This window comes from Yersinia sp. 2545 StPb PI (assembly GCF_052217125.1).
GTDB classification, from domain to species: Bacteria; Pseudomonadota; Gammaproteobacteria; order Enterobacterales; family Enterobacteriaceae; genus Yersinia; species Yersinia enterocolitica_E.
Genome location: NZ_JAZGPY010000001.1, coordinates 1,641,914 through 1,667,517, shown reverse-complemented (window position 1 = coordinate 1,667,517; position 25,604 = coordinate 1,641,914). Strand labels below are relative to the sequence as shown.

Here is a 25,604-nt window from a genome sequence, read left to right as displayed (position 1 = left end):
GAAAATGACTAAATACGAACAACAACCGTTAGAAATGAGCCGCCGTCGCTTCTTACTCGGAACCAGCGCACTGGCTGTATTGCCTATCGTTGGTGGCCTGTGGCCCAAATCTGCATTAGCCCAAGCCATCAGTCAGGCATTACCACAGTTTCTGGCACTGCGTCAGGCGCAAAAAGGTATTCTGACCGGCGCTCATTGGGGCGCATTTGAAGCTATCGTTGAGAACGGCCGGATGATCGGTGTGCAACCTGTCAAAGATGATCCATGGCCGAATGACCTGATCACTATGGCACCCTATCAGGTGCATGCCGATAACCGCATCAAATACCCGATGGTGCGTAAAAGTTGGTTGGAAGGCGGCCCCGGCAGCCATACCGAACTGCGTGGCCGGGATGAGTGGGTACGCGTCAGTTGGGATAAAGCCACTGAACTGGTATGCGGCGAAATTGTGCGGGTGCAGAAAGACCACGGTCCGCAAGCGCTGTACGCCGGATCTTATGGCTGGAAAAGTGTGGGGATGCTACATAACAGCCGCACGCTACTACAACGCTTAATGAACCTGAGTGGGGGTTTTTTGGGCTATGCCGGTGACTATTCAACCGGTGCGGCACAGGTGATTATGACCCACGTCATGGGGTCAATGGAGGTCTACGAACAGCAGACGGCCTGGCCAAACGTGGTAGATAACAGTGAACTGGTGATCCTCTGGGGCTGTAACCCGATGATCACCTTGAAAAACAGTTGGAATATCCCCGATCATGTGGGTCAAACTGGTTTTGAAGCGCTGAAGAAGAAAGGTACCAAAGTTATCAGTATTGATCCGGTGCATAACGACAGTGCCAAATTCACCAATGCACAATGGATTGCGCCACGGCCATATACCGACAGCGCCATGTTGATCGGTATCGCCCATACGCTATTGACAGAAAAACTGCATAATCCTGACTTTATAAAAACCTACACCATTGGTTTTGATAAATTCCAGGCCTATCTGCTCGGTGAAACTGACGGTCAGCCGAAAAACGCAGAATGGGCGGCGGATATCAGTGGTGTGGATGCCGATGTGTTGCGCCAACTGGCGCGAGATATGGCTAAACAGCGCACCATGATTATGGGGGGTTGGGGGATTCAACGTCAGCATCACGGTGAGCAGCAACACTGGTTACTGGTCACGGTCGCGGCAATGCTGGGCCAAATTGGCCTGCCGGGTGGCGGCTTTGGCTTCAGCTATCACTACTCCTCTGGCGGTAGCCCAACGGCCAAGGGCGGCATTTTACCGGGGATTTCTGCCGGGAGTGCACCGAAGAACTCACCATCGCCGATTCCAGTGGCGCGGATTGCCGAATGTTTGGCCAATCCAGGGAAAGTCATTGATTTCAATGGCACCAAAGTCACCTATCCAGATGTCAAAATGGTCTATGTGGCCGGTGGCAATACTTTCCATCAGCATCAGGATACCAACAATCTGGTGAAAGCCTGGCAGCACCCTGAAACCATTGTGGTTAACGAACCCTATTGGACCGCCACCGCCAAGCACGCCGATATTGTATTACCGGCGACCACCAGCTATGAGCGTAATGATCTGGAAATGGGCGGCGACTACTCACAACTTTATGTCTTCCCGATGCACCAGTGCGTACCGCCACAGCATGAAGCGCGTAATGATTTTGATATCTTCGCGGCGATGGCCACCAAGCTGGGGGTGATTGATGCCTTTACCGAGGGCAAAGATGAGACTCAGTGGCTGAAAGCGATGTACGACGATATGAAGTCACAGGCCCGTACCGCACGGGTCGCCCTGCCGCCATTCGATATGTTCTGGCAATCGAACAACTACATTCGCTTCCCTATCCCCGAAGCGAACCAGCAGTGGGTGCGCTTTGCTGATTATCGTGACAATCCATTGCTCAACCCGCTGGGTACCCCGTCTGGCAAGATTGAGATCTACTCCGATACTATCGCTAAAATGGAATACGCCGATTGTCAGGGGATCCCGACCTGGATGCCACCTCATGAATGGTATCGCGGGGTGGAAGCGAAGAAATATCCACTGTCGCTAAACACCGCACACCCAATCAACCGGCTGCATTCACAGTTAGATAACACACCACTACGTGAAAAATACGCCGTGGCCGATCGGGAAGCGATACTGATAAGCCCACAGGATGCCAAGGGGCGTAACATTGTTAATGGCGATTTAGTCCGTGCGTTCAATGACCGTGGGCAGATATTGGTAGGTGCTGTGGTATCTGAAGATGTACGTCCAGGGGTGGTGCGCATCAGCGAAGGGGCATGGTTTGACCCGGCGGATCCAGCGGTACCGGGTTCCCTTTGTAAGAACGGCAATATCAACTGCCTGACTTTCGATATTGGTTCTTCCAGTCTGGCGCAGGGTAACTGTGGGCAAATGGCGCAGCTTGAGATTGAGAAGTATACCGGACCGGTGCTGAAAAACACCGCGCATGCGGTTCCTGCTGGGGCTTAGCCACCAGAAGAACCAAGGGTTAAGCGTACCAACGGGCACTCCGGCGTTTCGCGTCGTTTACGGCCCGAACAGCACGCTTCCCCTTAGATTACTGACAAAGTCCCGGCCTATTGGCGGGGACTTTACTTTAATAGGGGTAGGCTAACAGGTGGTCAAGAGACGGTTTTTATTCCCCAACAAGGAGCACTTCAATCCCACCTTTTCGTAATCCATTCAAACTTTCCTCTGGAATACCTTTATCGGTGATAACCATATGTATGCGCTGGGTATCAATTATTTTATGCAGGCTGGAGCGGTTAAATTTACTGGAATCAGTGACCACAATGATGCGTTCCACGACTTCACACATTCGGCGATTTAGGCGAGCTTCGTCTTCATTATGCGTGCTCACACCGCGCTCAAGACTGATGGCGTCTACCCCCAGAAAAAGTATATCGAAATGATAATTTTGCAAGGACTGGTCAGCCTGATCCCCATAGAAGGAAAGGGACTGGCGGCGTAAGTGCCCTCCTGTCATCAGCAATTCCACGCCCTCAGCCTCAAGCAGCGCGTTCGCCACATTCATACCGTTTGTCATAGCAATGACCTCCTTATGATTACGCATATGACGCGCTATTTCATTAGTGGTCGTGCCCGAGTCTAGAATCACGCGGTGCCCAGGTTTAATCAGATTTGCAGCAACGCGAGCAATATCGCGTTTTAAAGAAATATTAAGGGAGCTTTTATCTTCTACCGTGGGTTCAACGCCAGGTGTGCCAGCATCACACACCAGCGCACCGCCGTATGCACGTACAGCAATCCCCTGCTTTTCCAGAAAGGCCAAATCGTTGCGGATAGTCACCGTAGAAACACCAAAGAATGACGATAAATCATTAACCTGAACACTTCCTTGCTGACGAAGCCGCTGAATGATCTGCTCACGCCTTTCACTGGTACCCGTTATACGCTTGTCCATTACTGAATCGGTATTGCTCATATCAGATCCTTCCCAAAAGCCTTTCGTTTCATTTCACTTTATCTATTAACACCTTTCTTTTGCCGGAAAGCAAGTCTTTACATCAGGCCAAACCGTGCTACCACCCGATAAAAAAGCCTTTCATTATGTTTCTTTTGCGAAACAGATCCCATTTCCATTATCTTTCGTTTTGTTTTTATCAACCCATAAAGCAGTATCAATGAAACAAACCGAAAGACTAAAGTAATCAAAACCCCATACGGAGAGGAAAGTGAAACATTTAACCGAGTTTGTGGCCGACCATAAGCACGATAAGCGATGTGGCATTTTTGCCGTCTGTTCTGCTCACCCATTGGTTCTGGAAGCAGCAATGCGCCACGCCCGGGACGCGCAATCCATCTTATTAATAGAAGCCACCTCCAATCAGGTGGATCAGTATGGCGGCTATACCGGTATGACCCCAGATGACTTCCGTGGTTTTGTTGAGCAAATGGCGGATAAACACCACTTCCCTCGCAATCAGTTGGTGTTAGGGGGCGATCATCTGGGGCCAAATCGCTGGCAAAACGCCCCAGCCGCAGAAGCGATGTTTCATGCAGAAGAACTTATTCGCCATTATGTCGCGGCTGGCTTTAAGAAAATTCACCTTGATTGCAGTATGTCTTGTGCGGATGACCCAGTGCCATTAACAGATGAAATCGTCGCCGGGAGAGCAGCAAGGCTTGCCTTAATTGCAGAACAGACCCGCAAGGAAAAACAAGGTTCGTCTGATCTGGTTTATGTTATTGGAACGGAAGTCCCTGTTCCAGGAGGAGCACATGAAACGCTGTCAACGCTGATGGTTACCTCTCCCCAAGCGGCAAAAGCAACGCTTGAAGCTCATCGTCATGCTTTTGAACAACAAGGTCTGCACGACCTGTGGCCACGCATTATCGGGCTAGTCGTCCAACCCGGTGTAGAATTCGATCATACTCATGTTATTGATTATCAACCTGAGAAATCTCTTGCTCTGAGCCAGACTATCGAAGAGTTTGACACGATGGTCTTTGAAGCTCACTCCACCGATTACCAAACTCCGCTCGCCCTACAACAGCTAGTTCAGCACCACTTTGCCATTTTGAAAGTGGGTCCGGCACTCACTTTCGCGTTACGTGAAGCGCTATTTTCACTGGCCGCTATCGAGCAGGAACTCCGCCCCGCATACCAATGTTCGGGGCTACGAGATGTGCTGGAAAGCGTCATGCAGGAACACCCGGAGCACTGGAAACAGCATTATCACGGTAATAACGATGAACGTCGTCTGGCGCGCGGCTACAGCTATTCTGATCGCGTTCGTTACTACTGGCCCGATCACCACATTGACGAGGCTTATGCTCGGTTAGTAAATAATTTAACGGACAAACCGCTGCCCTTGCCGTTGATCAGCCAGTATCTGCCACTTCAATACGTTAAGGTCCGTGAAGGCCGGCTCGCGGCAACACCGCACGAACTGATTATTGACCATATTCAGGATGTATTGCGCCAGTACCATGCAGCCTGCATGGGAACATCGTCATCCCATTAACACAATGATAATAAGGAATAAAACATGCCAAACATTGTATTAAGTCGTATTGATGAGCGCCTGATTCACGGCCAGGTTGGTGTTCAATGGGTTGGTTTTGCCGGAGCAAATCTGGTGTTGGTTGCCAATGATGAAGTTGCCGAAGATCAGGTTCAACAAAACCTGATGGAAATGGTTCTGGCAGAAGGGATTGCCGTGCGCTTCTGGCCACTGCAAAAAGTGATCGACAATATTCATCGTGCAACCGATCGGCAGAAAATTTTACTGGTCTGCAAAAGTCCCGAAGACTTTCTAACGCTGGTCAACGGTGACGTACCCGTGGCCCGAATCAATGTCGGCAACATGCATTATGCCGAAGGTAAACAACAAATAGCGAAAACCGTCTCTGTCGATGATCAGGATATTGCCGCTTTCTATGGCCTGAGAAAAGCAGGGGTGGAATGTTTTATTCAGGGCGTGCCGACCGAGCCCGCTCAGGATCTCTACAAACTCCTCTGAGGTATTTTCTATGGAAATTAGCTTATTACAGGCATCCGCGTTGGGGATTCTGGCCTTTATTGCTGGCTTGGATATGTTCAACGGCCTGACACATATGCACCGCCCGGTGGTCCTTGGGCCGTTGGTTGGCCTGATCCTTGGCGACCTTCATATGGGGATACTCACTGGTGGTACTCTGGAACTGGTCTGGATGGGGCTTGCTCCACTGGCCGGTGCCCAGCCGCCGAATGTGATTATCGGTACTATTGTCGGCACGGCTTTTGCTATTACTGCCGGTGTAAAACCGGAGGTCGCGGTTGGGGTTGCCGTGCCGTTCGCCGTGGCGGTGCAAATGGGCATCACCTTCTTATTCTCTATCATGTCTGGTGTGATGGCGCGCTGCGACCGGATGGCGGCAAATGCGGATACCGACGGCATTGAACGCGTTAATTATCTGGCCCTGCTGGCTCTGGGGACGTTCTATTTTCTGTGTGCATTCTTGCCCATCTATTTTGGTGCTGAGCATGCGAAGACGGTCATTGATGTCTTGCCAGCCCGCCTGATAGATGGCCTTGGTGTCGCCGGTGGCATCATGCCTGCAATCGGCTTTGCCGTATTGCTGAAAATAATGATGAAAAACGTTTATATCCCCTACTTCATTCTTGGCTTTGTTGCTGCGGCCTGGCTGAAACTGCCGGTACTGGCGATTGCCGCCGCAGCCTTGGCAATGGCGTTAATCGATTTCATGCGTAAAGACTCAACTCCGCAGCAGACTTCCAGCACTCAGAAAGAGGAATTCGAAGATGGCATCTAATACTCAGGTTCTGCCAAGCGCTAACGTCACTGAAAAGCCGGTCATTGATAGCAACGACAATATCTATGAAGACCAAAGTATCGGTGCGGAGCTGACAAAGAAAGATATCAACCGCGTGGCATGGCGTTCCATGCTGCTGCAAGCCTCATTTAACTATGAGCGTATGCAGGCTTCCGGCTGGCTGTATGGCATATTGCCCGCGCTGAAAAAGATCCACACCAATAAAAATGATCTGGCGCGGGCGATGAAAGGCCATATGGGGTTCTTCAACACCCATCCTTTCTTGGTGACGTTTGTCATCGGCATCATACTGGCGATGGAACGTTCAAAACAGGATGTGAACAGTATTCAAAGTACGAAAATCGCCGTTGGTGCGCCACTGGGAGGGATTGGTGATGCGATGTTTTGGCTGACCTTGCTCCCCATCTGTGGCGGTATTGGAGCCAGTTTGGCTCTGCAAGGTTCGATCCTCGGCGCCATCGTATTTCTCGTGATGTTTAATGTCGTCCATCTTGGGCTTCGTTTCGGGCTTGCTCACTATGCCTATCGCATGGGTGTCGCGGCTATCCCGCTAATCAAAGCCAATACACTTAAAGTGGGGCGAGCGGCGTCTATCGTTGGGATGACGGTGATCGGTGCACTTGTCGCCACCTACGTTCGCTTGTCCACCACGCTTGAAATCACCGCAGGCGATGCTGTGGTTAAGCTGCAAACCGATGTTATCGACAAACTGATGCCAGCCTTCCTTCCACTGGTATACACCCTCACGATGTACTGGTTAGTGCGCCGTGGCTGGAGCCCTCTGCGACTCATCGGGCTGACCGTGGTATTAGGCGTTGTTGGAAAATTTGGCCACTTTTTGTAAGCAAGAGGAAACTCCATGTTAAGCATTATTCTTAGCGGTCACGGTGGGTTTGCCACCGGACTGGAAAAAGCGATGAAACAAATACTTGGCGAACAACAGCAAGTGATAGCCATCGATTTTCCTGAAAGCTCCTCCACCGCGCTGCTTACCGCTCAGTTTGAAGAGGCGTTAGCTAATCTGGATGAAAAAGAAGGGCTAATTTTTTTGACGGATTTGCTCGGAGGTACCCCCTTCCGCGTGGCCTCGACGCTGGCAATGCAGAAAGCAGAACGTGAAGTGATCACCGGAGTAAATCTACAGCTTTTGCTGGAGATGGTGCTGGAGCGCGATGGCCTCAGTAGTAAAGAGTTCCGCCTTCAAGCGCTAGAGTGTGGTCACCGAGGGTTGACCAGTCTGGTGGACGAAATGGGCCGTTATCGCGAAGCCACCCCTGTCGAGGAAGGAATATGACAGCACTGTTGCGGGCCAGACGGGTGCTAACCGAGCATGGCTGGCTCGACGATCATCAGTTACACATAGATGGCAACACCATCGTGGCCATCGAGCCAATCCCCGCAGGGGTTACGCTGCGCGACGTTGAACTACTGTGCCCAGCCTATATCGATATTCATGTCCACGGCGGTGATGGTGTCGATGTCATGGATGACTCGCCAGAGATACTGGATCAGTTGGCATTGTATAAAGCACGCGAAGGGGTGGGTGGCTGGTTGCCGACCACCGTCACCGCTCCCCTTGGGGAAATAGAGTGTGCACTGCGGCGTATTGCGCTGCGCTACCATCAAGGTGGACAAGGTGCGACGGTGTTGGGTAGCTATCTTGAAGGCCCTTACTTCACCCCGCAGAACAAAGGGGCACATCCACCGGAGCTGTTCCGTGAGCTGGACATTACCGAGCTAAATAGGTTGATTGACGTGTCACAAAACACATTACGTGTTGTGGCATTGGCACCTGAGAAATCGGGTGCGCTGGCGGCAATTAAGCATCTAAAAAGCCAGGGGATAAAGGTCATGCTCGGCCACAGCGCGGCGAACTATGAAGAAACTATTCGTGCGTTTGATGTGGGAGCCGATGGACTGGTGCATTGCTTTAACGGTATGACAGGTCTTCATCACCGTAATCCCGGCATGGTTGGCGCAGGGCTCACCGATAAGCGAGCATGGCTTGAGTTGATAGCAGATGGTCACCATGTTCACCCCGCAGTAATGAGCCTTTGCTGTAGCTGCGCCAAGCCTCGAATATTGCTGATAACCGATGCGATGAGCGCGGCTGGCATGCCTGATGGTGACTATGCGATTTGCGGTCATCCAGTAACAATGCAACAGGGTATTGTCCGTACTGCCTCTGGCGGGCTGGCCGGAAGTACACTTTCGTTGGATGCAGCGGTGCGAAATCTGGTCAATAACGTGGGTGTACCTGCTGCGGATGCAATTCATATGGCCTCGCTGCACCCTGCCAAAATGCTGGGGCTTGACCACACATACGGCTCTCTATTGGCAGGCAAACGAGCCAACATTATCGCGCTTGATTCGCGGCTCATGCTACAAACCATTTGGATTGATGGACAACGAATCGCCCTGTAGACCTTTCATTATACATCACTTTGGTTTGTGGCCAATTCCGCCACAAACCTTTCCTTTCCTTTCTTTATGCTCTAGCTCACTTATTAAATAAATATAATATATCCATATAAATCAATAAAATAAAACCAAAAAGTCCACTTTCAGATCACGTTTTTCGTTTTATTACTTTTCTTATATTGACCTTTCGTTTTCTTTTCTATAGATTTTCACTTAGACATAAAATTGATGAAATGAAATGAAACGAAAGATTGTCATGTTCTACTTTGTACTGACCCATTGAATATGTACTACTAAGGACTGAGTTATGAGCGAAACCCAATCTGCCGGTACTTGCGGCACATCAACCTGGACTGAAAAAGAGATCCGCCAGCAACCAGCAAGCTGGATCCGATCGTTAAAAAACATTGAACGTCAACGTAACGATATCGACACTTTCCTTGCGCCGCTCCTGCAAACATCTGACCTACAGATTGTCCTGACAGGTGCCGGTACCTCAGCATTTATCGGCGATATTATTGCGCCGTGGCTGTCGCGCCATAGCGAGAGAAATTTTGTCGCAGTGCCCACAACAGACCTCGTTACTAACCCTGCTGACTATTTATCTCCCCAGCGCCCGACACTGCTCATCTCCTTTGCACGCTCTGGTAACAGCCCTGAAAGCGTCGCCGCAGTGGACTTAGCCAACCAACTCGTCAGCCAGTGCCACCATCTGGTCATCACCTGCAATGAAGCCGGCAGCTTGTATCACAATGCGTTGAAAAGTGATAACGCACTGGCGCTGTTAATGCCAACCGAAACCCATGACCGTGGTTTCGCCATGACCAGTAGCATCAGCACCATGATGGCCAGTTGTTTGGCTGTCTTCGCCCCCGAGGTCATCAACAGCACCAGTTTTCAGGATGTAGCAACGCGCTGTAAGCAGATAGTTGCTTCGCAGGGCGACTTTAGCACTGCCGTATTTGGTGACCTTCCCTTTAAACGGATTGTTTACCTCGGCAGTGGCGGATTACAAGGCGTGGCGCGCGAATCAGCACTGAAAGTGCTGGAGCTAACGGCTGGTAAATTAGCGGCGTTTTATGAGTCCCCCACCGGCTTTCGCCACGGACCAAAATCACTGGTTAACGCTGAAACGCTGGTTGTGGTGTTTGTTTCAAGCCACCCTTATACCCGTCAATACGACCTCGATTTGCTGGCTGAGTTGCGCCGCGACCAACAAGCGATGCGCGTCGTAGCGATTTGTGCCGAATCCAGCCCAGAAATCGACGCAGGCCCGCATATTTTGTTACCCGCAGCCCGAGAATTTATTGATGTCGAACAGGCGTTCTGCTTCCTGATGTACACACAGATTTTCGCTCTCAGCGAATCTATCAAAGCAGGTATCACCCCCGACACGCCTTCCGCCAGCGGCACGGTAAACCGTGTAGTGAAAGGCGTCGTTATTCATCCCTGGAAAGGCTGAGAGGATCACTACATGAGCATTATTTCTACCAAATATCTTTTGCAGGATGCGCAGGCTCGGCGCTACGCCGTACCTGCTTTTAATATCCATAACGCGGAAACCATTCAGGCCATTCTAGAAGTTTGCAAAGAGATGCAATCACCGGTGATCCTTGCAGGTACGCCCGGCACCTTTAAGCACATCGCTTTTGAAGAAATCTACGCACTGTGCGAAGCCTACTCTGAAAGTTATGGCATGCCGCTCGCGCTGCATCTCGACCATCACGAGTCACTGGACGATATCAGCCGCAAGGTCAACGCCGGTGTACGCAGTGCGATGATTGACGGTAGCCACTTCCCATTTGCTGAGAATGTGTCTCTGGTGAAGAGTGTTGTCGATTTTTGTCATCGCCACGATTGTAGCGTTGAAGCTGAGTTAGGGCGTCTGGGGGGGGTGGAAGACGATATGGATGTCGATGAGGAGAGTGCTTTTCTCACTGACCCACAAGAAGCGCGTCGCTTTGTGGAACTTACCGGTGTCGATAGCCTCGCGGTTGCGATCGGAACAGCCCACGGCCTGTACGCCAAACGGCCCAAAATTGATTTCCAGCGCCTGGCAGAAATCCATGAAACCGTCGATATTCCATTGGTTCTACATGGTGCAAGCGATGTCCCTGATGACTATGTCAGACGAGCCATTGAACTGGGTGTTTGCAAAGTAAACGTAGCAACTGAGTTGAAAATCGCCTTCGCAGCGGCGGTGAAAAAATGGTTTGGCGATAACCCGGAAGGTAACGACCCGCGCTATTACATGCGCGTCGGTATGGATGCCATGAAAGACGTCGTGCGCAGTAAAATCATCGTCTGTGGATCAGCTAATAAGTTAATCCCCGAAACTGAAACCTCGCTATAAATCTTGTGTCATCAAAATGTTGCCCGGCTACCGTCGGGTAACATCATGAATTCTAATCATTATCAGACTCAAAGCACCGACTCAAAATGCAAATAACCTTTCTGGACCTCAAATAACAAGGATATCGTATGAGAACAATCATAAAGAGCTCGTTATTATTATTGCTGATGAGCAATGGCGCCTTTGCCTCCGAATACTTGCTGAATAACAATAAAATCTCCCTCTCTTTTGACGATACAAACTCAGCGGTGGTGATGAAAGATAAGCTTTCAGGCCACAAGCTTGCGCCGGTGGAGTTGTTCTTTCTAACACTGCCCAACGAAGAGGTTATTCACGCAGCCGATTTTAAAATTAAAAATGTCAGCCAAAAAGATGATGCAATTCATATCGACTATGAACATAAAGATTTTGATGTCACCGTGGTGCTCAACGTACTAAAAGGTCAATACGCCAGTATTGACTACCGTATTCAGGCCAAAGGTCAGGCACGGGATGTTGCGAAAATCACCTTCTTCCCAACCAAAGGGCAATCCCAGGCACCTTATGTGGACGGCGCAATTAATAGCTCCCCCATTATCGCTGACAGCTTCTTTATTCTGCCGGAAAAACCGATCGTCAATACCTATGCATATGAAACAACAACTAATCTGAATGTCGCGTTAAAAACACCGATTAAAATGGAGACGCCCGTCAGCTTCACCCTGTATTTCGGCACGTTTGAAGAAAACAACCAGTTGCGTCGCAGCTTTAACCAATTTATCAACAGCATGCGCGCGCGCCCATATCAACCCTACCTTCACTACAATAGCTGGATGGATATTGGTTTCTTCACCACCTACACCGAGCAAGAAGTACTCAACCGGATGGATACCTACGCCGACGAACTGATTAAAAAACGCGGGGTAAAACTTGATGGTTTTCTACTGGATGACGGCTGGGATGACCGCACCGGTAAATGGCTGTTCGGCCCAGCATTCAGTAAGGGATTCGGCGGAGTGAAACAGAAAGCTGACAGCTTACATACTTCGGTAGGTTTATGGCTGTCACCTTGGGGAGGCTATAACAAACCGCGCGATATTCGCGTCTCACATGCCAAAGAAAACGGCTTCGAAACCGTTGATGGGAAATTCGCACTCTCCGGCCCCAATTACTTCCGTAATTTTAATGAGCAAATCATTAAGCTTATCAAAAACGAACATATCACCTCCTTCAAGCTAGACGGTATGGGCAACGCCAATTCGTATATCCCAGGCAGCCAGTTCGCCTCTGACTTTGACGCCTCCATCGAGCTGATTAAAAACATGCGCGAGGCCAATAAAGATCTGTTTATCAACCTGACCACCGGCACCGATGCCAGCCCCTCATGGCTGTTCTACGCGGACGCTATCTGGCGTCAGGGCGATAATATCAACCTGTTTGGCAAAGGTTCCCCCGCTCAGCAATGGATGACCTACCGCGATGCTGAAACCTACCGTTCCATCGTGCGCAAAGGCCCGCTATTCCCGATAAACTCGCTGATGTACCACGGCATTGTTAGCGCGGAAAATGCCTATTTTGGGTTGGAAAAAGTGCAGACCGACCATGACTTTGCTGATCAGGTCTGGAGCTACTTTGCAACGGGAACCCAACTACAAGAGCTTTACATCACGCCGTCCATGTTAAATAACAACAAATGGGATACGCTGGCGACCGCCGCTAAATGGTCACGGAAAAATAGCGATGTGCTGGTTGATACCCATTGGATTGGCGGTGACCCTACGGCACTGGACGTTTATGGCTGGGCCTCGTGGAATAAAGATAAAGCGGTATTTGGATTGCGTAATCCATCCGACAAAGAACAAAGTTACTATTTAGATCTCACTAAAAACTTCGAAATTCCGAGCGGCGAAGCAACGAGCTTCACACTTAAGACGGTATATGGCACCAATGCAACTCTGCCACTCGATTACAGTAAGCCGGCGATTGTTACGCTAAAACCACTGGAAACACTCGTCATCGAAGCAACACAGATGACTAATATGAAGTAACGCGCCTATCAGACCTGTCGTAATAATGCCGCCCGTTCTATCACGAAGGGGCGGTATCCGCTTCCAGCTTAATCAAATAGACCAACGCTTGTTCTCGGGTATCAGCGCACATCTCCCGCAATGCTTGTAAGCTGGCACATACTGCCGGGCGAGAAGGGGAATGAAAAATGGCGCAACGCATAGTCTCATCCAAATGCAGACAACGGGTATTGGCAGGCTTACCGAATGGCATACCGGGGATCGGGCTGGAAATAGAAGGAGCAATACAGCAGGCACCGCAATCTGAGCGACAGTCCATCAGCAGGCTCCTGTAGGCTGGTGGAATAACAGCAGACAATAGCAATCACCCCCATTAACTACCAGCACTATCCTTGCTCGGCGGTTTAATAACCGATCCATGCCATAGGCGGTGCTTTTCACCTCCGCACCATCAGTTCACTTTTTAACCGTTACAATCCCAGTTTGTACGATATTCAATCACAAGTTAATACCATTACCAGACTAATCACTGATCATATGATCGGCATGAGTATATTCGTCTGTTTACAGAATCCTCGCCAACATGTACCATTAAGCTAGTACAAAAGAACCACTAACCTATCATTTATAGCCCGCGTCATTAACGTTACAGCAAGGCAACAAATTCTGCTGTAGCGGCAAAGATGAAGGATATTTGGAGTTACCGATGTCGATGGATGTATCCCAACCGTTATCACGCCCTTCCGTTCTTGGCGGAGCGATGATAGTCGCCGGAACCGCTGTAGGTGCGGGAATGTTCTCAATCCCAATCGTCACAGCCGGGGTATGGTTCAGCGGCTCAGTAATACTGCTGATTTATACCTGGGCTTGTATGCTGATTTCTGGCTTGATGATTTTGGAAGCTAACCTGAACTACCCCACCGGGGCCAGCTTTCACACCATGGTACAAGACCTGCTGGGTAAGATCTGGAGTTCCATCAATGGATTGTCGATAACCTTTGTGCTCTACATCCTGACCTACGCCTATATCTCCGCCGGTGGCTCAATCATTTCTCACACCCTGCAAAATGTCGTGGGGATTGGTCAGACCGGTGCTGGCTTTATCTTTGTGTTATTGGTCGCATTTATCGTTTGGTTATCGACCCGCGCAGTGGATCGCTTAAGTACGATATTAATCGGCGGAATGGTAATTACATTTGTCATGTCGGTTGGTGACATGTTTAGCCATGTACAAAGTGCCATTCTATTCAATCAAACTGATAGCAGCGCCCACTATTTACCTTATGCACTGGCCGCACTGCCCTACTTACTGACCTCATTTGGTTATCACGGTAATGTACCGGGGCTGGTGAAGTACTACCACAAAGACAGCAAAGCAGTGGTGCGCAGCCTGCTGTACGGCACCCTGATCGCGTTAATCATTTATGTCCTATGGCAGTATGCTATTCAAGGTAATATCGCCCGTGACGCCTTCAAACAGGTGATTGCTGACGGTGGCAACATCGGTAGCCTGCTAAAACAGATGGACACCATTTCGACCAGTCAGGCCACCAGCCAGTTACTCAATGCCTTCTCTTATATGGCGCTGGCTAGCTCATTCCTTGGGGTATCTCTGGGGTTGTTTGATTATATCGCCGACTTCTTTAAATTTAGTGATACCCGTAACCGGCGGACTAAATCAGCACTGATCACTTTTGTGCCACCGACCCTCGGTGCGCTGCTGTTCCCAAATGGCTTCTTATATGCCATTGGATTTGCCGGTTTAGCGGCTACCATTTGGGCGGTAATTGTGCCAGCGCTGATGGCGCGGGCCAGCCGTAAACGCTTCCCACTGGCTGTTTATCGTGCTCCCGGCGGGCGTTTGATGATTGGTTTTATCATCCTGTTTGGTTTGATCAATGCCATTACCCATATTGCCGCACTATTGGGCTGGTTACCGGTCTATCAATAGGGTCATTTTTACACCGGAATAACACTCTTTTTAGCGCTATCTCCAAAGCGTTTACTGTTGCCGCCAGGCCGCAAGCGAATACCCCCAGCGACTTCAAATATGGCGGCGATATTTGCTTGCCTGAAACTGGCGGCGCGAGTAACTTGTCGCAACTTATCTTCAATCCTGATTGGCGGTTAATAAATGGCTAGAGCTAACGAAATAAAACGTGGTATGGCGGTCAACCTCAACGGCAAGTTACTGCTGGTGAAAGATATTGATGTGCAAAGCCCAAGCGCCCGTGGCGCAAGTACCCTGTATAAAATGCGGTTTTCTGATGTGCGGACCGGTTTAAAAGTTGAAGAGCGTTTTAAAGGCGATGAGATCCTCGATACCATCACCCTGACCCGCCGATCAGTGAATTTCTCTTACATCGATGGCGACGAATACATCTTTATGGATGATGAAGATTTCACCCCTTATAACTTCAAAAAAGAACAGATCGAAGAAGAGCTGTTATTTATTCCTGAAGGGGGCATGCCAGGCATGCAGGTTCTGACGATGGATGGTCAATTATTGGCGCTGGAATTGCCGCAGACCGTTGATATGGAAATTGCTGATACCGCCCCAAGCATTAAAGGCGCATCGGCCAGTGCTCGCAACAAACCTGCTGTGATGAGCACCGGCTTATCTATTCAGGTGCCGGAATATATCAGCCCGGGTGAGAAAATCCGTATTCATATTGCAGAACGCCGTTATATGGGCCGCGCTGAATAATACCCAATATTCTTAATTTTTCAATATGTTAAGAGCCGGAAAACCGGCCCTTAACTGTTTTATACCCTATAGATTTCAAGATGCAGGAAGGCGGCAAGCAAGATAACCCCGATGAGCTTACATAAGTAAGTGATTCGGGTTATTGAGTGCAGCCAACACACCTGCAGTTTGAAAGATGGCGGGTTATTTTAGCTCAGGGAAGAACGCCCGCTTCAGCGCCAACTCCACACCACGCACCTCAGCTAACCCTTTCAAACGGCCAATCGCCGAATAGCCCGGATTGGTTTTCTTATGCAAATCATCCAGCATCTGATGACCGTGGTCTGGGCGCATCGGGATCGGACGCATATCACCGGCAGTCTGGCGGCGTTGCTCTTCGGTCAAGATGGCTTTGACGACGGAATACATGTCCACATCGCCTTGCAGATGGCCGCCTTCATGGAAGGTCTTTGGGTTCCCTTCGCGGCAGGTCGAGCGTAAATGCGTAAAATGAATACGATCACCAAAGGTTTCGATCATCTTCACCAGATCGTTGTCAGCCCGCACCCCATAAGAGCCGGTGCACATAGTAAAACCGTTATGAATACTATCAACTGTCTCTTTCAGCCACTGCATATCTTCAATGGTGGAAACAATCCGCGGTAGGCCAAGGATTGGGCGCGGTGGATCATCGGGATGTACCGCCATACGCAGACCAACCTGTTCGGCAACCGGTATAATGGCTTGCAGGAAGTGAGCCATATTTTCACGCAGTTGCGCTTTATCGATGCCGTCATACTCCGCCAAACGTGCACGGAATTGATCCAGTGTATAACCTTCTTCAGCCCCCGGCAGACCAGCAATAATATTGCCCGTCAGCTTGGCAATATCCGCTTCAGTCATCGCATCGAAGTAATCTGCTGCCTGCGCCTGTTCTTCCGCAGTGTAATCATTCACCGCACCAGGGCGTTTAAGGATATGCAGTTCGAAGGTAGCAAATGCTATCTGATCGAAACGTAATGCTTTGGAACCATCTGGCAGTTGATATTCCAGATCTGTGCGTGTCCAGTCGAGCACTGGCATAAAGTTATAGCACACGGTATCAATACCGCAGGCAGCCAGATTACGCAGCGTTTGCTGATAATTTTCAATATGTTGCTGATAGTTGCCACTGTGCGTTTTGATCTCTTCATGAATCGGGACACTTTCAACTACCGACCACACCAAACCTTTTGCGGCAAGCTCTGCCTGACGTTGCTTGATCTCACTCACCGGCCATACTTCACCATTCGGGATGTGATGTAATGCTGTCACTACTCCAGTTGCACCCGCCTGACGGATATCATCCAGCGACACCGGATCATGCGGGCCATACCAACGCCATGTTTGTTCCATTTATTTTTACCTTCTCTGCGTAAACTGTTCAGGTGCTAAAAATGTTGTTATACCGATTTCCAAGAGGTATCACTCAGCTTTATCCTTACTTTTTAACCGCCGGGTGTCAAAAAGCAAAACCTCATTGGTTGATCCACCTCACGAATATAACCAATATTGGACTTACCAATTTTATTTTCTGTCATATGGCTTTACACTGCAAGCCGATATTCATGGCAACGAGCAAAAGAAAATGGTCAGTATGGTGTGGCTTCTTTCCTACAAACAGCCGACTAAACTGGTCTAACAACTTTTTATTTGCCACCTTTTATGTCAGCCCCTTTGTAATAATCGTGGGGTGAATGATTTTGGAGCCACGTATGAACACCATTGCCAACAGCCCCCTTCCCTCAACCGTACAGCAGCCTACTTATGATAGAACAGCACTGAAAAGCCGCATTGTTCACATTGGCTTTGGTGCATTTCATCGCGCCCATCAGGCACTGCTCACTGACCGGGTGTTAAATAAACAAGGGGGCGACTGGGGCATTTGCGAAGTCAGCTTGTTTGGTGGCGACGTTTTGATTCAAAATTTACGCCAACAGAATCATCTCTTCTCAGTGCTGGAAAAAGGGGCGCAAGGTAATCAGGCCATTATTGTCGGTTCGGTATGCGAGTCAGTCCATGCCCGATTAGATGGCATCATCCAAGTATTGGAAAAATTGGCCGAACCACAAGTGGCGATTGTCTCACTGACGATTACTGAGAAAGGTTACTGCATCGAACCGGGTAGCGGCCAATTGGATCTGCAAAATGAGTTTATCCGCGCAGATCTGGCGATACCCGATGCGCCAACCTCCGCTCCCGGTATTCTGGTAGAAGCCCTGCGCTTACGTCGCTCACGCGGCCTGCCACCTTTTACTGTGCTTTCTTGCGATAATATTCCAGAAAATGGCCATGTCGTGAAAAATGCCGTCCTCGGCCTGGCTATGGCCCGAGACCCAGAACTGGCTAGTTGGATCAGTCAACATGTCACCTTCCCTAATACTATGGTCGACCGTATTGTTCCAGCCGCCACCGCTGAAACCTTGCAACAAATTGCCGATACCCTGAGCGTAGCAGACCCTTGTGGTATTGCCTGTGAGCCGTTCATTCAATGGGTAGTTGAAGACAAATTTGTCGCGGGCCGCCCGGACTGGGAAGTGGCTGGAGTACAATTGGTCGATGATGTCTTGCCATTCGAAGAAATGAAGCTGCGCATGTTAAACGGTAGCCACTCATACCTCTCCTATCTGGGTTATCTCGCCGGTTATCAACATATTAATGATTGTATGGCCGACAGTAACTATCGCCTCACCGCCCGTCGCCTGATGATGGATGAACAGGCCCCAACCTTGCGCGTTACCGGGGTGGATCTTAATGCCTATGCTGATCAATTGATTGAGCGCTACAGCAACCCGGCGTTAAAGCATCGCACCTGGCAAATTGCCATGGACGGTAGCCAAAAATTACCACAACGGATGCTCGATTCCGTGCGTTGGCATTTACAACATGGCGGCGCTTATCGCTGTCTGGCATTAGGTATCGCCGGTTGGATGCGCTATGTAGGAGGGATCGACGATAACGGCCAGGCCATAGATATCCGTGATCCGATGGCTGACAGCTTTAAAAAATGTGTCGCCAGCAGTGAAGATGGCGTGGCCCGGGTACAGAGTTTGCTCTCACTGAAGTCGCTGTTTGGTGAGTCCTTACCACAGCAGCCGGTATTTGTTGATGCAGTCACCGAGGCTTACCTCAGCTTGCAACAATTTGGCGCGAAAGAGAGTGTAAAACGTTTGGCACAGCAGGATTAATTTAGCGCGCTCACAGGGTGAGCCTCAAGAGTGAGGCTCATTAATTCCAATCGGGTAAGTGAGTGCAGCCAACACCGCTGCAACTTCAAGGCCGAAGGGTAAATTATTCTTCAAGCTGGTACGGCGCAGACTCAAACAAATAACCATCAAAATCAGGATGGTTGGCATCTGAAAGCTCGAGCAGTTTTAGTTTTACATTTTCCAAGTGCTGCCACATGGCTTGCTTAGCCGCTTTGCTGTCACGGCGTAACACCGCTTGCAAGATTTTCTGATGGTCTTCCAACCACTGCCAACGGTAGCTGAAATCCAGGGTGTGACGGTGAGCAACCTGCCACATGGCGCTGGTTTTGCGCGCTTGCCAGGCCTCTGTAACCATATTGGCTAGCACGCTATTTTGCGTCGATTGTGCCAGTAGGCAATGAAACAACTCATCAGCGCTTTCATCCACTGCCCCCGCAGCCAGTGCAGTCTTTTCCTGCTCGATGGCGTGACGCATTTTGATGATATCGGTTTTGGTCGCCTGCATGGCAGCAAAAGCGGCAACTTCGCTTTCCAGTAATTGGCGGGCTTGCAGTAATTCAAATGGGCCGTAACCACTATCAGAGGCCACTGCGGATTCACCGTTTGCTGGCATATCGGGCACGTTAACCACATAGACGCCTGAACCTTTGCGTACCTCCACCAATTTTTCCAGCTCCAGCATAATCAGTGCTTCACGAACCACACTGCGACTGACACTGAAATTTTCGGCGATGTCACGCTCAGGCGGTAAACGATCGCCTAAGTTGTATTGCCCGCTGACAATCGCCTCACGCAATTGACTGCCCACTTCCTGATATAACCGCATAACCTTATTTCCTGCATCAGGTATTGGCGTGACTAATACCAAATTGGCCTGACCAAAGGGTGTCTGAATGAGGGTTAGTATATCATGTGGTCGAACAATATCATTGTAGCGAAACAAGATGATTTTATTTGAATCGCATCATCCATCTAACACGGCTTATCACTGTGATAAGCCGTGCTTGTAGGAATGCGTCATATTGTTTGAATATATTAGAGATAAGTGACGGTGAAAATTCCCAGACTACGCTGCGGGTTCAACCATTCCAGATGGGAAGAAGCTAAATTACCAGGTAAACGGGCAGTGAGAGGCATATTAGCAGAAACAACTTGCCGTTGAGTCAATGTCTCACCATTACGATAACAGCGTGTGGTAATGATACTCTCGATGAAAGCGGTATCACATGGACTATCTACAATAGCACCAAAAAATGTAATTGTTCCTGTAGCAGACCGGGTAGATTGCGCACTACTTGCAGCAAAGGAGACTATCCATGAAAACATTATTGCTACGATAATTAGCACTCGAAAATTCATCATAACCACCTCGACTCTCATATCTGTCATTTTAAATGATAGAGGATTCCAGCCAGAGCGATGGGAATGAGCGAGCATTTTTTATTGCCCGACTCCGTTTATAACTCACTAAGATTCCTCGTAGAAGTGAATTATATTGCTTAGTCTTGCAACGCTATTAGGCGAGGTTCCTAACATACCTAGGAAATTGTCTGCCTTTTAGCCTTTTTCGTTTAATAATAAGCTTGGCTGGTGTTATATCCTCTTCTGATAACATCGACACCCATGAGCCTTTTCTTGAGAGGTTATTGAAAATAAATTTACGGTAGGAGGCCTCTGATGACAAAAACGAACTTGATTACTGGCTTTTTGGGGTGCGGTAAGACCACCACCATTCGCCATTTATTGTCACAAAAACCGCAAAATGAAAAATGGGCGGTACTGGTTAATGAATTTGGTGAGATTGGTATTGATGGTGCGCTATTAGCAGACAGCGGTGCGGTATTAAAAGAAATACCGGGCGGGTGCATGTGTTGTGTTAATGGGTTACCGATGCAAGTGGGTTTGAATATGCTGCTACAGCAGGCAAAACCGGATCGGTTATTAATCGAACCGACTGGATTGGGCCATCCAAAACAGATCTTGTCTTTATTAACCTCCGATATTTACCAACCCTGGATTGACCTGCGTGCCACCCTCTGTCTGGTCGATGCCCGCCAGTTAAGTGAACCGCGTTATACCGAAAATGAGAACTTCCGCGACCAACTGGCGGCCGCAGATATCATCGTGGCAAATAAGCAGGATACCTACACCTCACAGGACTACAGTGCATTGCAGCAATGGCATGACCGCCAATCCATGCCACGTCCACTTTATTATGCAGAACAAGGAAAGGTAGATGCGGCCCTGCTTGATATCCCACACAGTAATAATAATGAATTGCCTGACGGTACCCATCACCACGGTTCAGGGCGACAAAAAGGCTTGGCGGCACTCCGTTTAAAAGGGATCGAGCCTTGGCGGCGAGCGCTGAATCAGGGGCAAGGTTATCAGAGCTGTGGTTGGGTATTTAATGCTGAGACAGTGTTTGATACGGTTCCATTGTTGGAATGGATACGGTTAAATCCAGTGGAGCGGGTCAAAGGTGTTATGCGTATTGCCGAAGGCACTTTGGTGGTTAACCGGCAAGGTGCTGACTTGCAAATAGAAACACGTCAAATAGCACCACTGGACAGCCGAATTGAGCTGATTAGTGCCTCTGAAGCGGATTGGAACATGCTACAGCATCAATTACTGACTATCAGACTACATAAAGGGGTATGATATACCTCGATTTTTATTTGTTACACAATTCATACATTGATAATTTATAGGCCCCGCATGACTCGGCGTAATTTACCGACAATACTACTGCTCAATTTTCTTGGGATTGCTTTGTTCTTATCTTGGTATATCCCGGCGCACCATGGAATTTGGTTTAAAATAGACTCGGCAATATTCTTCTATTTTAACCAACACCTGCTGTCCAGCACGTCATTTCTGCATTGGGTGGCTATCACCAACAACCGGATTTTTGATGTTATTTCCCTAATATCTATGGGGCTGCTTTATTTGTACTTCTATATGAAGGAAACACCCGCGGGTCGCCGCCGCCTGATAGTCACCGGGTTTGTTATGCTATTAACTGCGGTGGTCCTCAATCAACTAGGTCATCTGCTGCCTGTTTCGCATCCCAGCCCGACACTGACGTTTGAAAATATAAATCGCGTCACCGGTATTCCAACCAAAGATGCCTCCAGTGATAGTTTCCCTGGCGACCATGGCATGATGCTGATGATCTTTGCCTGCTTTATGCTGCGCTATTTTTCCCGCGGTGCTTTTGCCATCGCCCTACTGATCGTCGTTATTTTTTCAATGCCACGGGTGATGATTGGCGCGCATTGGTTTACTGACATTGCGGTCGGCTCACTGTCGATAGTGCTGGTTGGGACAAGCTGGGTATTGCTGACGCCATTAAGTGACAAGATAATTGATGTGATTAACCGGAATCTACCAGGGGCAAAAAGCCAATAGCGTTATTGGCTTTATATTAAGGCAAAAAAGTTCATTTTTTGCCTTTCTCTCACCTTAACCTTTTCCTTCATTTATTGTTACCAAACGGCTACAAATCCAGCTATCCACTTTTAATCTGAAATTTTACATTATGTTACATAACCTTTAGCTATAATAATGGATGTAAAAGGTCTCGCCTTTTATTAATCATTACGGTAATCTCGAAAACGTTTGTGTTCGGATTTGGGTCATTCGCCTCTTGCATGATTAATATTGTGCGTTCTAGCACAGTTATTCAGTTAAGTGATTGTCTAATCGGATCTCAATCAATAATCTCGATTCGTTTGGTTTTTTTGGTAGCGACATCCGTCGTAAGGACAGCAAGGGAAAACAACAACAATGGTCAAGTCTCAACCTATTATGAGATATATTCTGCGGGTAATTCCTGCGGTTGCAGCAGCGGTAATGTTATCCGCGTGTAGTTCATCACAGACTTCGAACTTACATAATGCGCAAACTGAGATGCGTGCAGTTAATGACAAAGATGGGCTTTTACTGCAAGCCTCTCAGGATGAATTCGAAGCGATGGTACGCAACGTTGACGTCAAGTCGAAGATTTTAGAACAGTATGCAGGGTGGAAAGGGGTTCGTTATCGTTTAGGCGGTAGCAGCAAACGCGGTATTGATTGCTCCGCATTTGTACAAACCACTTTCCGTGAACAATTTGGTATGGATTTGCCACGCTCAACCTCTGAGCAGCAGGATCTTGGCAAAACAATCCAACGAACTAAATTGCGCCCCGGTGATTTGGTGCTGTTCCGTGCAGGTTCGACTGGCCGCCATGTAGGTATCTACTTAGGTAACGATAAATTTGTGCATGCATCGACCAGTGTCGGTGTGACGATATCGAGCCTAAATGAAGATTATTGGAATAAGCGTTATCGCGATGGCCGTCGTGTCCTAAGTAGCGGTTCGCGCAGTTAGCTGATTTTTATTCCTGTTGTCCGAGATACCAAACGAAACTGTAAAACGCTGCCATTGGCAGCGTTTTTTATTGTCTGAACATACCTCCTTATCCTTCCGCTACCAGCCCAATTTCCGGTCAATTTGTAGGAAACCTCCTTTTTTGGCTGGAGGGCGCGAAATCCAAGAATTTTCTGTGTAAGATAATTCCCGCTTAGCTGAGACTTTTCTGGCGATCAGAGATCTCTACCAACGATTTATCCTTATAAAATTATATAGGTCGTGTTAATAAGCTGGGGATTTGTTTTATCGAAGCATATTGCCAAAAATATATCGGTATAAATGAACGCTGCTTGTTTCAGTTATTTGATGCATTTAAACCGCATCTTTTATTTATATTGAATAGAGATTCAATTGGATAGGCTAATTACTGTTAACCCTGCGCATTGGCAAACTGGTAGCGTTGCGTTGCTAACTTAACTTATACTCATAACACTTTATCGATCATGCTGAGGAGCGGCGTAACATGGGTTCAAACAGTGCGTTCTCCCGCAATATTTTATCCAGACGCCATCTTGTAAAAAAAAGTGTCATCCTCGCACTCTGTTTTTTTATTTGCTTTGTCATTATTACTTTGTCATTACTTTATCGCAGTAGTGAACGTAAATTAACAACACAAAGTGATCATATTATCTCCTACGCCTCCCAGTTTCTAAATGAACTGACTACCACTATGTCTCAACTTATCCCGCTAAGTGACAAAAGTTGTGAGCAAGCCAGCCCGGCACTCCACTATCGGGCTGCATTTACTAATGGTGTCAGAGCATTTTTATTGGTTAGAGACAGTATCGCTTATTGCTCTTCAGCAACAGGTGATATGCAAGTCGCTGTCAGTGCGCTATATCCTAAAATAAACTTACATCAGCCGTTGGACTTTAAAATTCAGCAAGGCACCCCCATGATGCCCAGTAAACCTGCGGTCGGGGTGTGGTTGCGTGAAGCTGGGCGCGGCAATACCGGTGTATTGGCGACATTAGAATTAACCTTACACCCTTATTTATTGCTGAATTATTCAGATAATCAAGTCAACGGCTTAGCCATTATTATTGATGAATTAGCGGTAACGACTTTTGACTCTAAAGTCTTACCTATCAGCCAGCTACCGGCACGCGCCTCGCGTGAGATCCAGCTACCGGGCTACCCGATTAAAATATTGATTTATCATACTAGCCTGACAGCTGATGACATTCGCATGACCCTATTAGGAGGGCTATTACTTGCCGGTCTGGTTGGAATCCTTGCTTATTATATTTTAATTGCCAGCCAGAGTGCTGAAGCTGAAATTTTGCGCGGTATTCGACGCGGCGAATTCTTCGTTGAATATCAACCAGTATTTCGTTCACATGATCGTTCATTATCTGGCCTTGAAGCGCTTATTCGTTGGGAACATCCTATTGAAGGGCGCATATCCCCGGATCTTTTTATTCCGTATGCGGAAGCTCAACATCTGATTCAGCCATTAACCCAGCATCTATTTGAGTTAATCATCAAAGACAGTGAATTAATAGCAGACCACCTTCCGGCTGGGACTAAACTGGCCTTTAATATTTCCCCTGTCCATCTTGCTGATGATAACTTCCGCAAAGATGTTTCTCAGATGTTAAAGCAATTAAATACGGATATCTTGGCACCAGTATTCGAGATTACCGAGCGTGGTATGGTTGAAGAAGAGCTCGCTATTAAACAATTTGCCTGGCTGCGTTCTCAGGGGATACAAATTGCTGTCGATGATTTTGGTACCGGTCATAGCGCCCTGATCTATTTAGAACGTTTTACTTTAGATTATATTAAAATTGATCGTGGTTTTGTCAGCACCATCGGCATTAATACCGTAGCAGCACCGGTATTAGACGCAGTACTGATGCTGGCAAATAAACTCAATATTGAAACCGTCGCTGAAGGTGTTGAAACAGAGCAACAGCTCCAGTATTTGGCACATCATGGCGTAAACTACTTACAAGGTTACTTACTCAGCAAACCATTATCTGTTAAAGATCTCGTCATATTTTATAATAAAAAATAGTAACAAAAAAACATATTCAAAGTAATTGACGTTGCGGCCTGACTGCGCATACACAGCTCGAATGAGCTGATTCGAGTAAGTTATTTGGCTTAATGTTTGCTTTAATCCCCTGCAAACTGGTAATTTCGTTTAAGATTA

Annotated in this window: 24 protein-coding genes; 18 read left to right on the top strand and 6 right to left on the bottom strand. The window is 48.3% G+C overall.

The window, feature by feature from the left end:
* Positions 1-4 precede the first annotated feature (4 nt).
* On the top strand, positions 5-2,485 hold the full coding sequence (gene torA, locus V1955_RS07630) for a trimethylamine-N-oxide reductase TorA (RefSeq protein WP_083158373.1): 2,481 nt from the start codon (positions 5-7) through the stop codon (positions 2,483-2,485).
* Positions 2,486-2,651: 166 nt separating this feature from the next.
* Here the strand turns inward: torA and V1955_RS07625 are convergent, their stop codons facing one another.
* Positions 2,652-3,461, bottom strand: a complete 810-nt coding sequence (locus V1955_RS07625) for a DeoR family transcriptional regulator (protein ID WP_442820737.1) — start codon at positions 3,459-3,461, stop codon at positions 2,652-2,654.
* A gap of 250 nt (positions 3,462-3,711) precedes the next feature.
* On the opposite strand from V1955_RS07625, the gene kbaZ reads away from it, so the two are divergent.
* The 9 genes from kbaZ (at position 3,712) to V1955_RS07580 (ending at position 13,117) form a co-directional block, all read left to right on the top strand.
* Positions 3,712-5,004: a tagatose-bisphosphate aldolase subunit KbaZ gene (gene kbaZ, locus V1955_RS07620; RefSeq protein ID WP_442820736.1), complete on the top strand. Its 1,293-nt coding sequence runs from the start codon at positions 3,712-3,714 to the stop codon at positions 5,002-5,004.
* A 24-nt stretch (positions 5,005-5,028) separates the two neighbouring features.
* Positions 5,029-5,502, top strand: coding sequence for a PTS N-acetylgalactosamine transporter subunit IIB (agaV, locus tag V1955_RS07615; RefSeq protein WP_083158371.1), 474 nt, complete (start codon positions 5,029-5,031; stop codon positions 5,500-5,502).
* A 10-nt stretch (positions 5,503-5,512) separates the two neighbouring features.
* Positions 5,513-6,295, top strand: a complete 783-nt coding sequence (gene agaW / locus V1955_RS07610; protein WP_005193049.1) for a PTS N-acetylgalactosamine transporter subunit IIC — start codon at positions 5,513-5,515, stop codon at positions 6,293-6,295.
* Positions 6,285-7,160: a PTS N-acetylgalactosamine transporter subunit IID gene (agaE, locus tag V1955_RS07605; protein ID WP_083158369.1), complete on the top strand. Its 876-nt coding sequence runs from the start codon at positions 6,285-6,287 to the stop codon at positions 7,158-7,160. Before agaW ends, agaE begins: the two co-directional genes overlap by 11 nt.
* Before the next feature lie 15 nt (positions 7,161-7,175).
* Positions 7,176-7,610, top strand: coding sequence for a PTS galactosamine/N-acetylgalactosamine transporter subunit IIA (gene agaF / locus V1955_RS07600; protein ID WP_442820735.1), 435 nt, complete (start codon positions 7,176-7,178; stop codon positions 7,608-7,610).
* Positions 7,607-8,740: an N-acetylglucosamine-6-phosphate deacetylase gene (nagA, locus tag V1955_RS07595; protein ID WP_442820734.1), complete on the top strand. Its 1,134-nt coding sequence runs from the start codon at positions 7,607-7,609 to the stop codon at positions 8,738-8,740. Before agaF ends, nagA begins: the two co-directional genes overlap by 4 nt.
* 304 nt (positions 8,741-9,044) lie before the next feature.
* Positions 9,045-10,199, top strand: a complete 1,155-nt coding sequence (locus V1955_RS07590) for an SIS domain-containing protein (protein WP_083158367.1) — start codon at positions 9,045-9,047, stop codon at positions 10,197-10,199.
* Between the two features lie 12 nt (positions 10,200-10,211).
* Positions 10,212-11,090 carry a tagatose-bisphosphate aldolase subunit KbaY gene (gene kbaY, locus V1955_RS07585; RefSeq protein WP_042568261.1) on the top strand — a complete coding sequence of 293 codons (879 nt, stop codon included), beginning with the start codon at positions 10,212-10,214 and terminating at the stop codon, positions 11,088-11,090.
* A 128-nt stretch (positions 11,091-11,218) separates the two neighbouring features.
* Positions 11,219-13,117, top strand: a complete 1,899-nt coding sequence (locus tag V1955_RS07580; protein WP_442820733.1) for an enterotoxin — start codon at positions 11,219-11,221, stop codon at positions 13,115-13,117.
* Positions 13,118-13,157: 40 nt separating this feature from the next.
* On the opposite strand, the gene V1955_RS07575 is transcribed toward V1955_RS07580, so the two are convergent.
* The gene (locus V1955_RS07575) at positions 13,158-13,415 is read right to left on the bottom strand and encodes a YkgJ family cysteine cluster protein (RefSeq protein WP_083158365.1); all 258 of its coding nucleotides are present in this window, start codon (positions 13,413-13,415) and stop codon (positions 13,158-13,160) included.
* 387 nt (positions 13,416-13,802) lie between these two features.
* Between V1955_RS07575 and mtr the strand changes: the two genes are divergently transcribed.
* Positions 13,803-15,047: a tryptophan permease gene (mtr, locus tag V1955_RS07570; RefSeq protein WP_442820732.1), complete on the top strand. Its 1,245-nt coding sequence runs from the start codon at positions 13,803-13,805 to the stop codon at positions 15,045-15,047.
* An 8-nt stretch (positions 15,048-15,055) separates the two neighbouring features.
* Here mtr and V1955_RS07565 read toward each other — a convergent pair whose 3' ends face one another.
* A complete protein-coding gene (locus V1955_RS07565; protein WP_193784630.1) occupies positions 15,056-15,199 on the bottom strand; it encodes a hypothetical protein in 144 nt (47 codons plus the stop codon).
* A 31-nt stretch (positions 15,200-15,230) separates the two neighbouring features.
* On the opposite strand from V1955_RS07565, the gene yeiP reads away from it, so the two are divergent.
* Positions 15,231-15,803 (top strand): elongation factor P-like protein YeiP, encoded by a 573-nt coding sequence (gene yeiP / locus V1955_RS07560; protein WP_442820731.1) that lies wholly within the window; start codon positions 15,231-15,233, stop codon positions 15,801-15,803.
* Positions 15,804-15,986: 183 nt separating this feature from the next.
* Here yeiP and uxuA read toward each other — a convergent pair whose 3' ends face one another.
* A complete protein-coding gene (uxuA, locus tag V1955_RS07555) occupies positions 15,987-17,177 on the bottom strand; it encodes a mannonate dehydratase (protein ID WP_083158362.1) in 1,191 nt (396 codons plus the stop codon).
* Positions 17,178-17,280: 103 nt separating this feature from the next.
* Here uxuA and V1955_RS07550 point away from each other — a divergent pair, with 103 nt between their 5' ends.
* Together V1955_RS07550 and V1955_RS07545 are read left to right on the top strand one after the other, a co-directional pair.
* Positions 17,281-17,463, top strand: coding sequence for a hypothetical protein (locus tag V1955_RS07550; protein WP_372569347.1), 183 nt, complete (start codon positions 17,281-17,283; stop codon positions 17,461-17,463).
* A gap of 73 nt (positions 17,464-17,536) precedes the next feature.
* Complete coding sequence (locus V1955_RS07545) at positions 17,537-19,009, top strand: mannitol dehydrogenase family protein (protein ID WP_372559390.1); 1,473 nt, start codon at positions 17,537-17,539, stop codon at positions 19,007-19,009.
* A 103-nt stretch (positions 19,010-19,112) separates the two neighbouring features.
* On the opposite strand, the gene V1955_RS07540 is transcribed toward V1955_RS07545, so the two are convergent.
* Together V1955_RS07540 and V1955_RS07535 are read right to left on the bottom strand one after the other, a co-directional pair.
* Positions 19,113-19,856, bottom strand: coding sequence for a GntR family transcriptional regulator (locus V1955_RS07540; RefSeq protein WP_083158360.1), 744 nt, complete (start codon positions 19,854-19,856; stop codon positions 19,113-19,115).
* Between the two features lie 209 nt (positions 19,857-20,065).
* A complete protein-coding gene (locus V1955_RS07535) occupies positions 20,066-20,392 on the bottom strand; it encodes a hypothetical protein (RefSeq protein ID WP_083163547.1) in 327 nt (108 codons plus the stop codon).
* Positions 20,393-20,707: 315 nt separating this feature from the next.
* On the opposite strand from V1955_RS07535, the gene V1955_RS07530 reads away from it, so the two are divergent.
* The 4 genes from V1955_RS07530 to V1955_RS07515 all read left to right on the top strand — a co-directional run bounded on the left by V1955_RS07530 (position 20,708) and on the right by V1955_RS07515 (position 25,466).
* The gene (locus V1955_RS07530; RefSeq protein ID WP_083158359.1) at positions 20,708-21,691 is read left to right on the top strand and encodes a CobW family GTP-binding protein; all 984 of its coding nucleotides are present in this window, start codon (positions 20,708-20,710) and stop codon (positions 21,689-21,691) included.
* 57 nt (positions 21,692-21,748) lie between these two features.
* Complete coding sequence (locus V1955_RS07525; protein ID WP_442820730.1) at positions 21,749-22,441, top strand: phosphatase PAP2 family protein; 693 nt, start codon at positions 21,749-21,751, stop codon at positions 22,439-22,441.
* Between the two features lie 378 nt (positions 22,442-22,819).
* Positions 22,820-23,404, top strand: a complete 585-nt coding sequence (mepS, locus tag V1955_RS07520) for a bifunctional murein DD-endopeptidase/murein LD-carboxypeptidase (RefSeq protein ID WP_083158357.1) — start codon at positions 22,820-22,822, stop codon at positions 23,402-23,404.
* A gap of 505 nt (positions 23,405-23,909) precedes the next feature.
* Positions 23,910-25,466: a cyclic di-GMP phosphodiesterase gene (locus tag V1955_RS07515; protein WP_442820729.1), complete on the top strand. Its 1,557-nt coding sequence runs from the start codon at positions 23,910-23,912 to the stop codon at positions 25,464-25,466.
* The last annotated feature ends 138 nt before the right edge of the window (positions 25,467-25,604 follow it).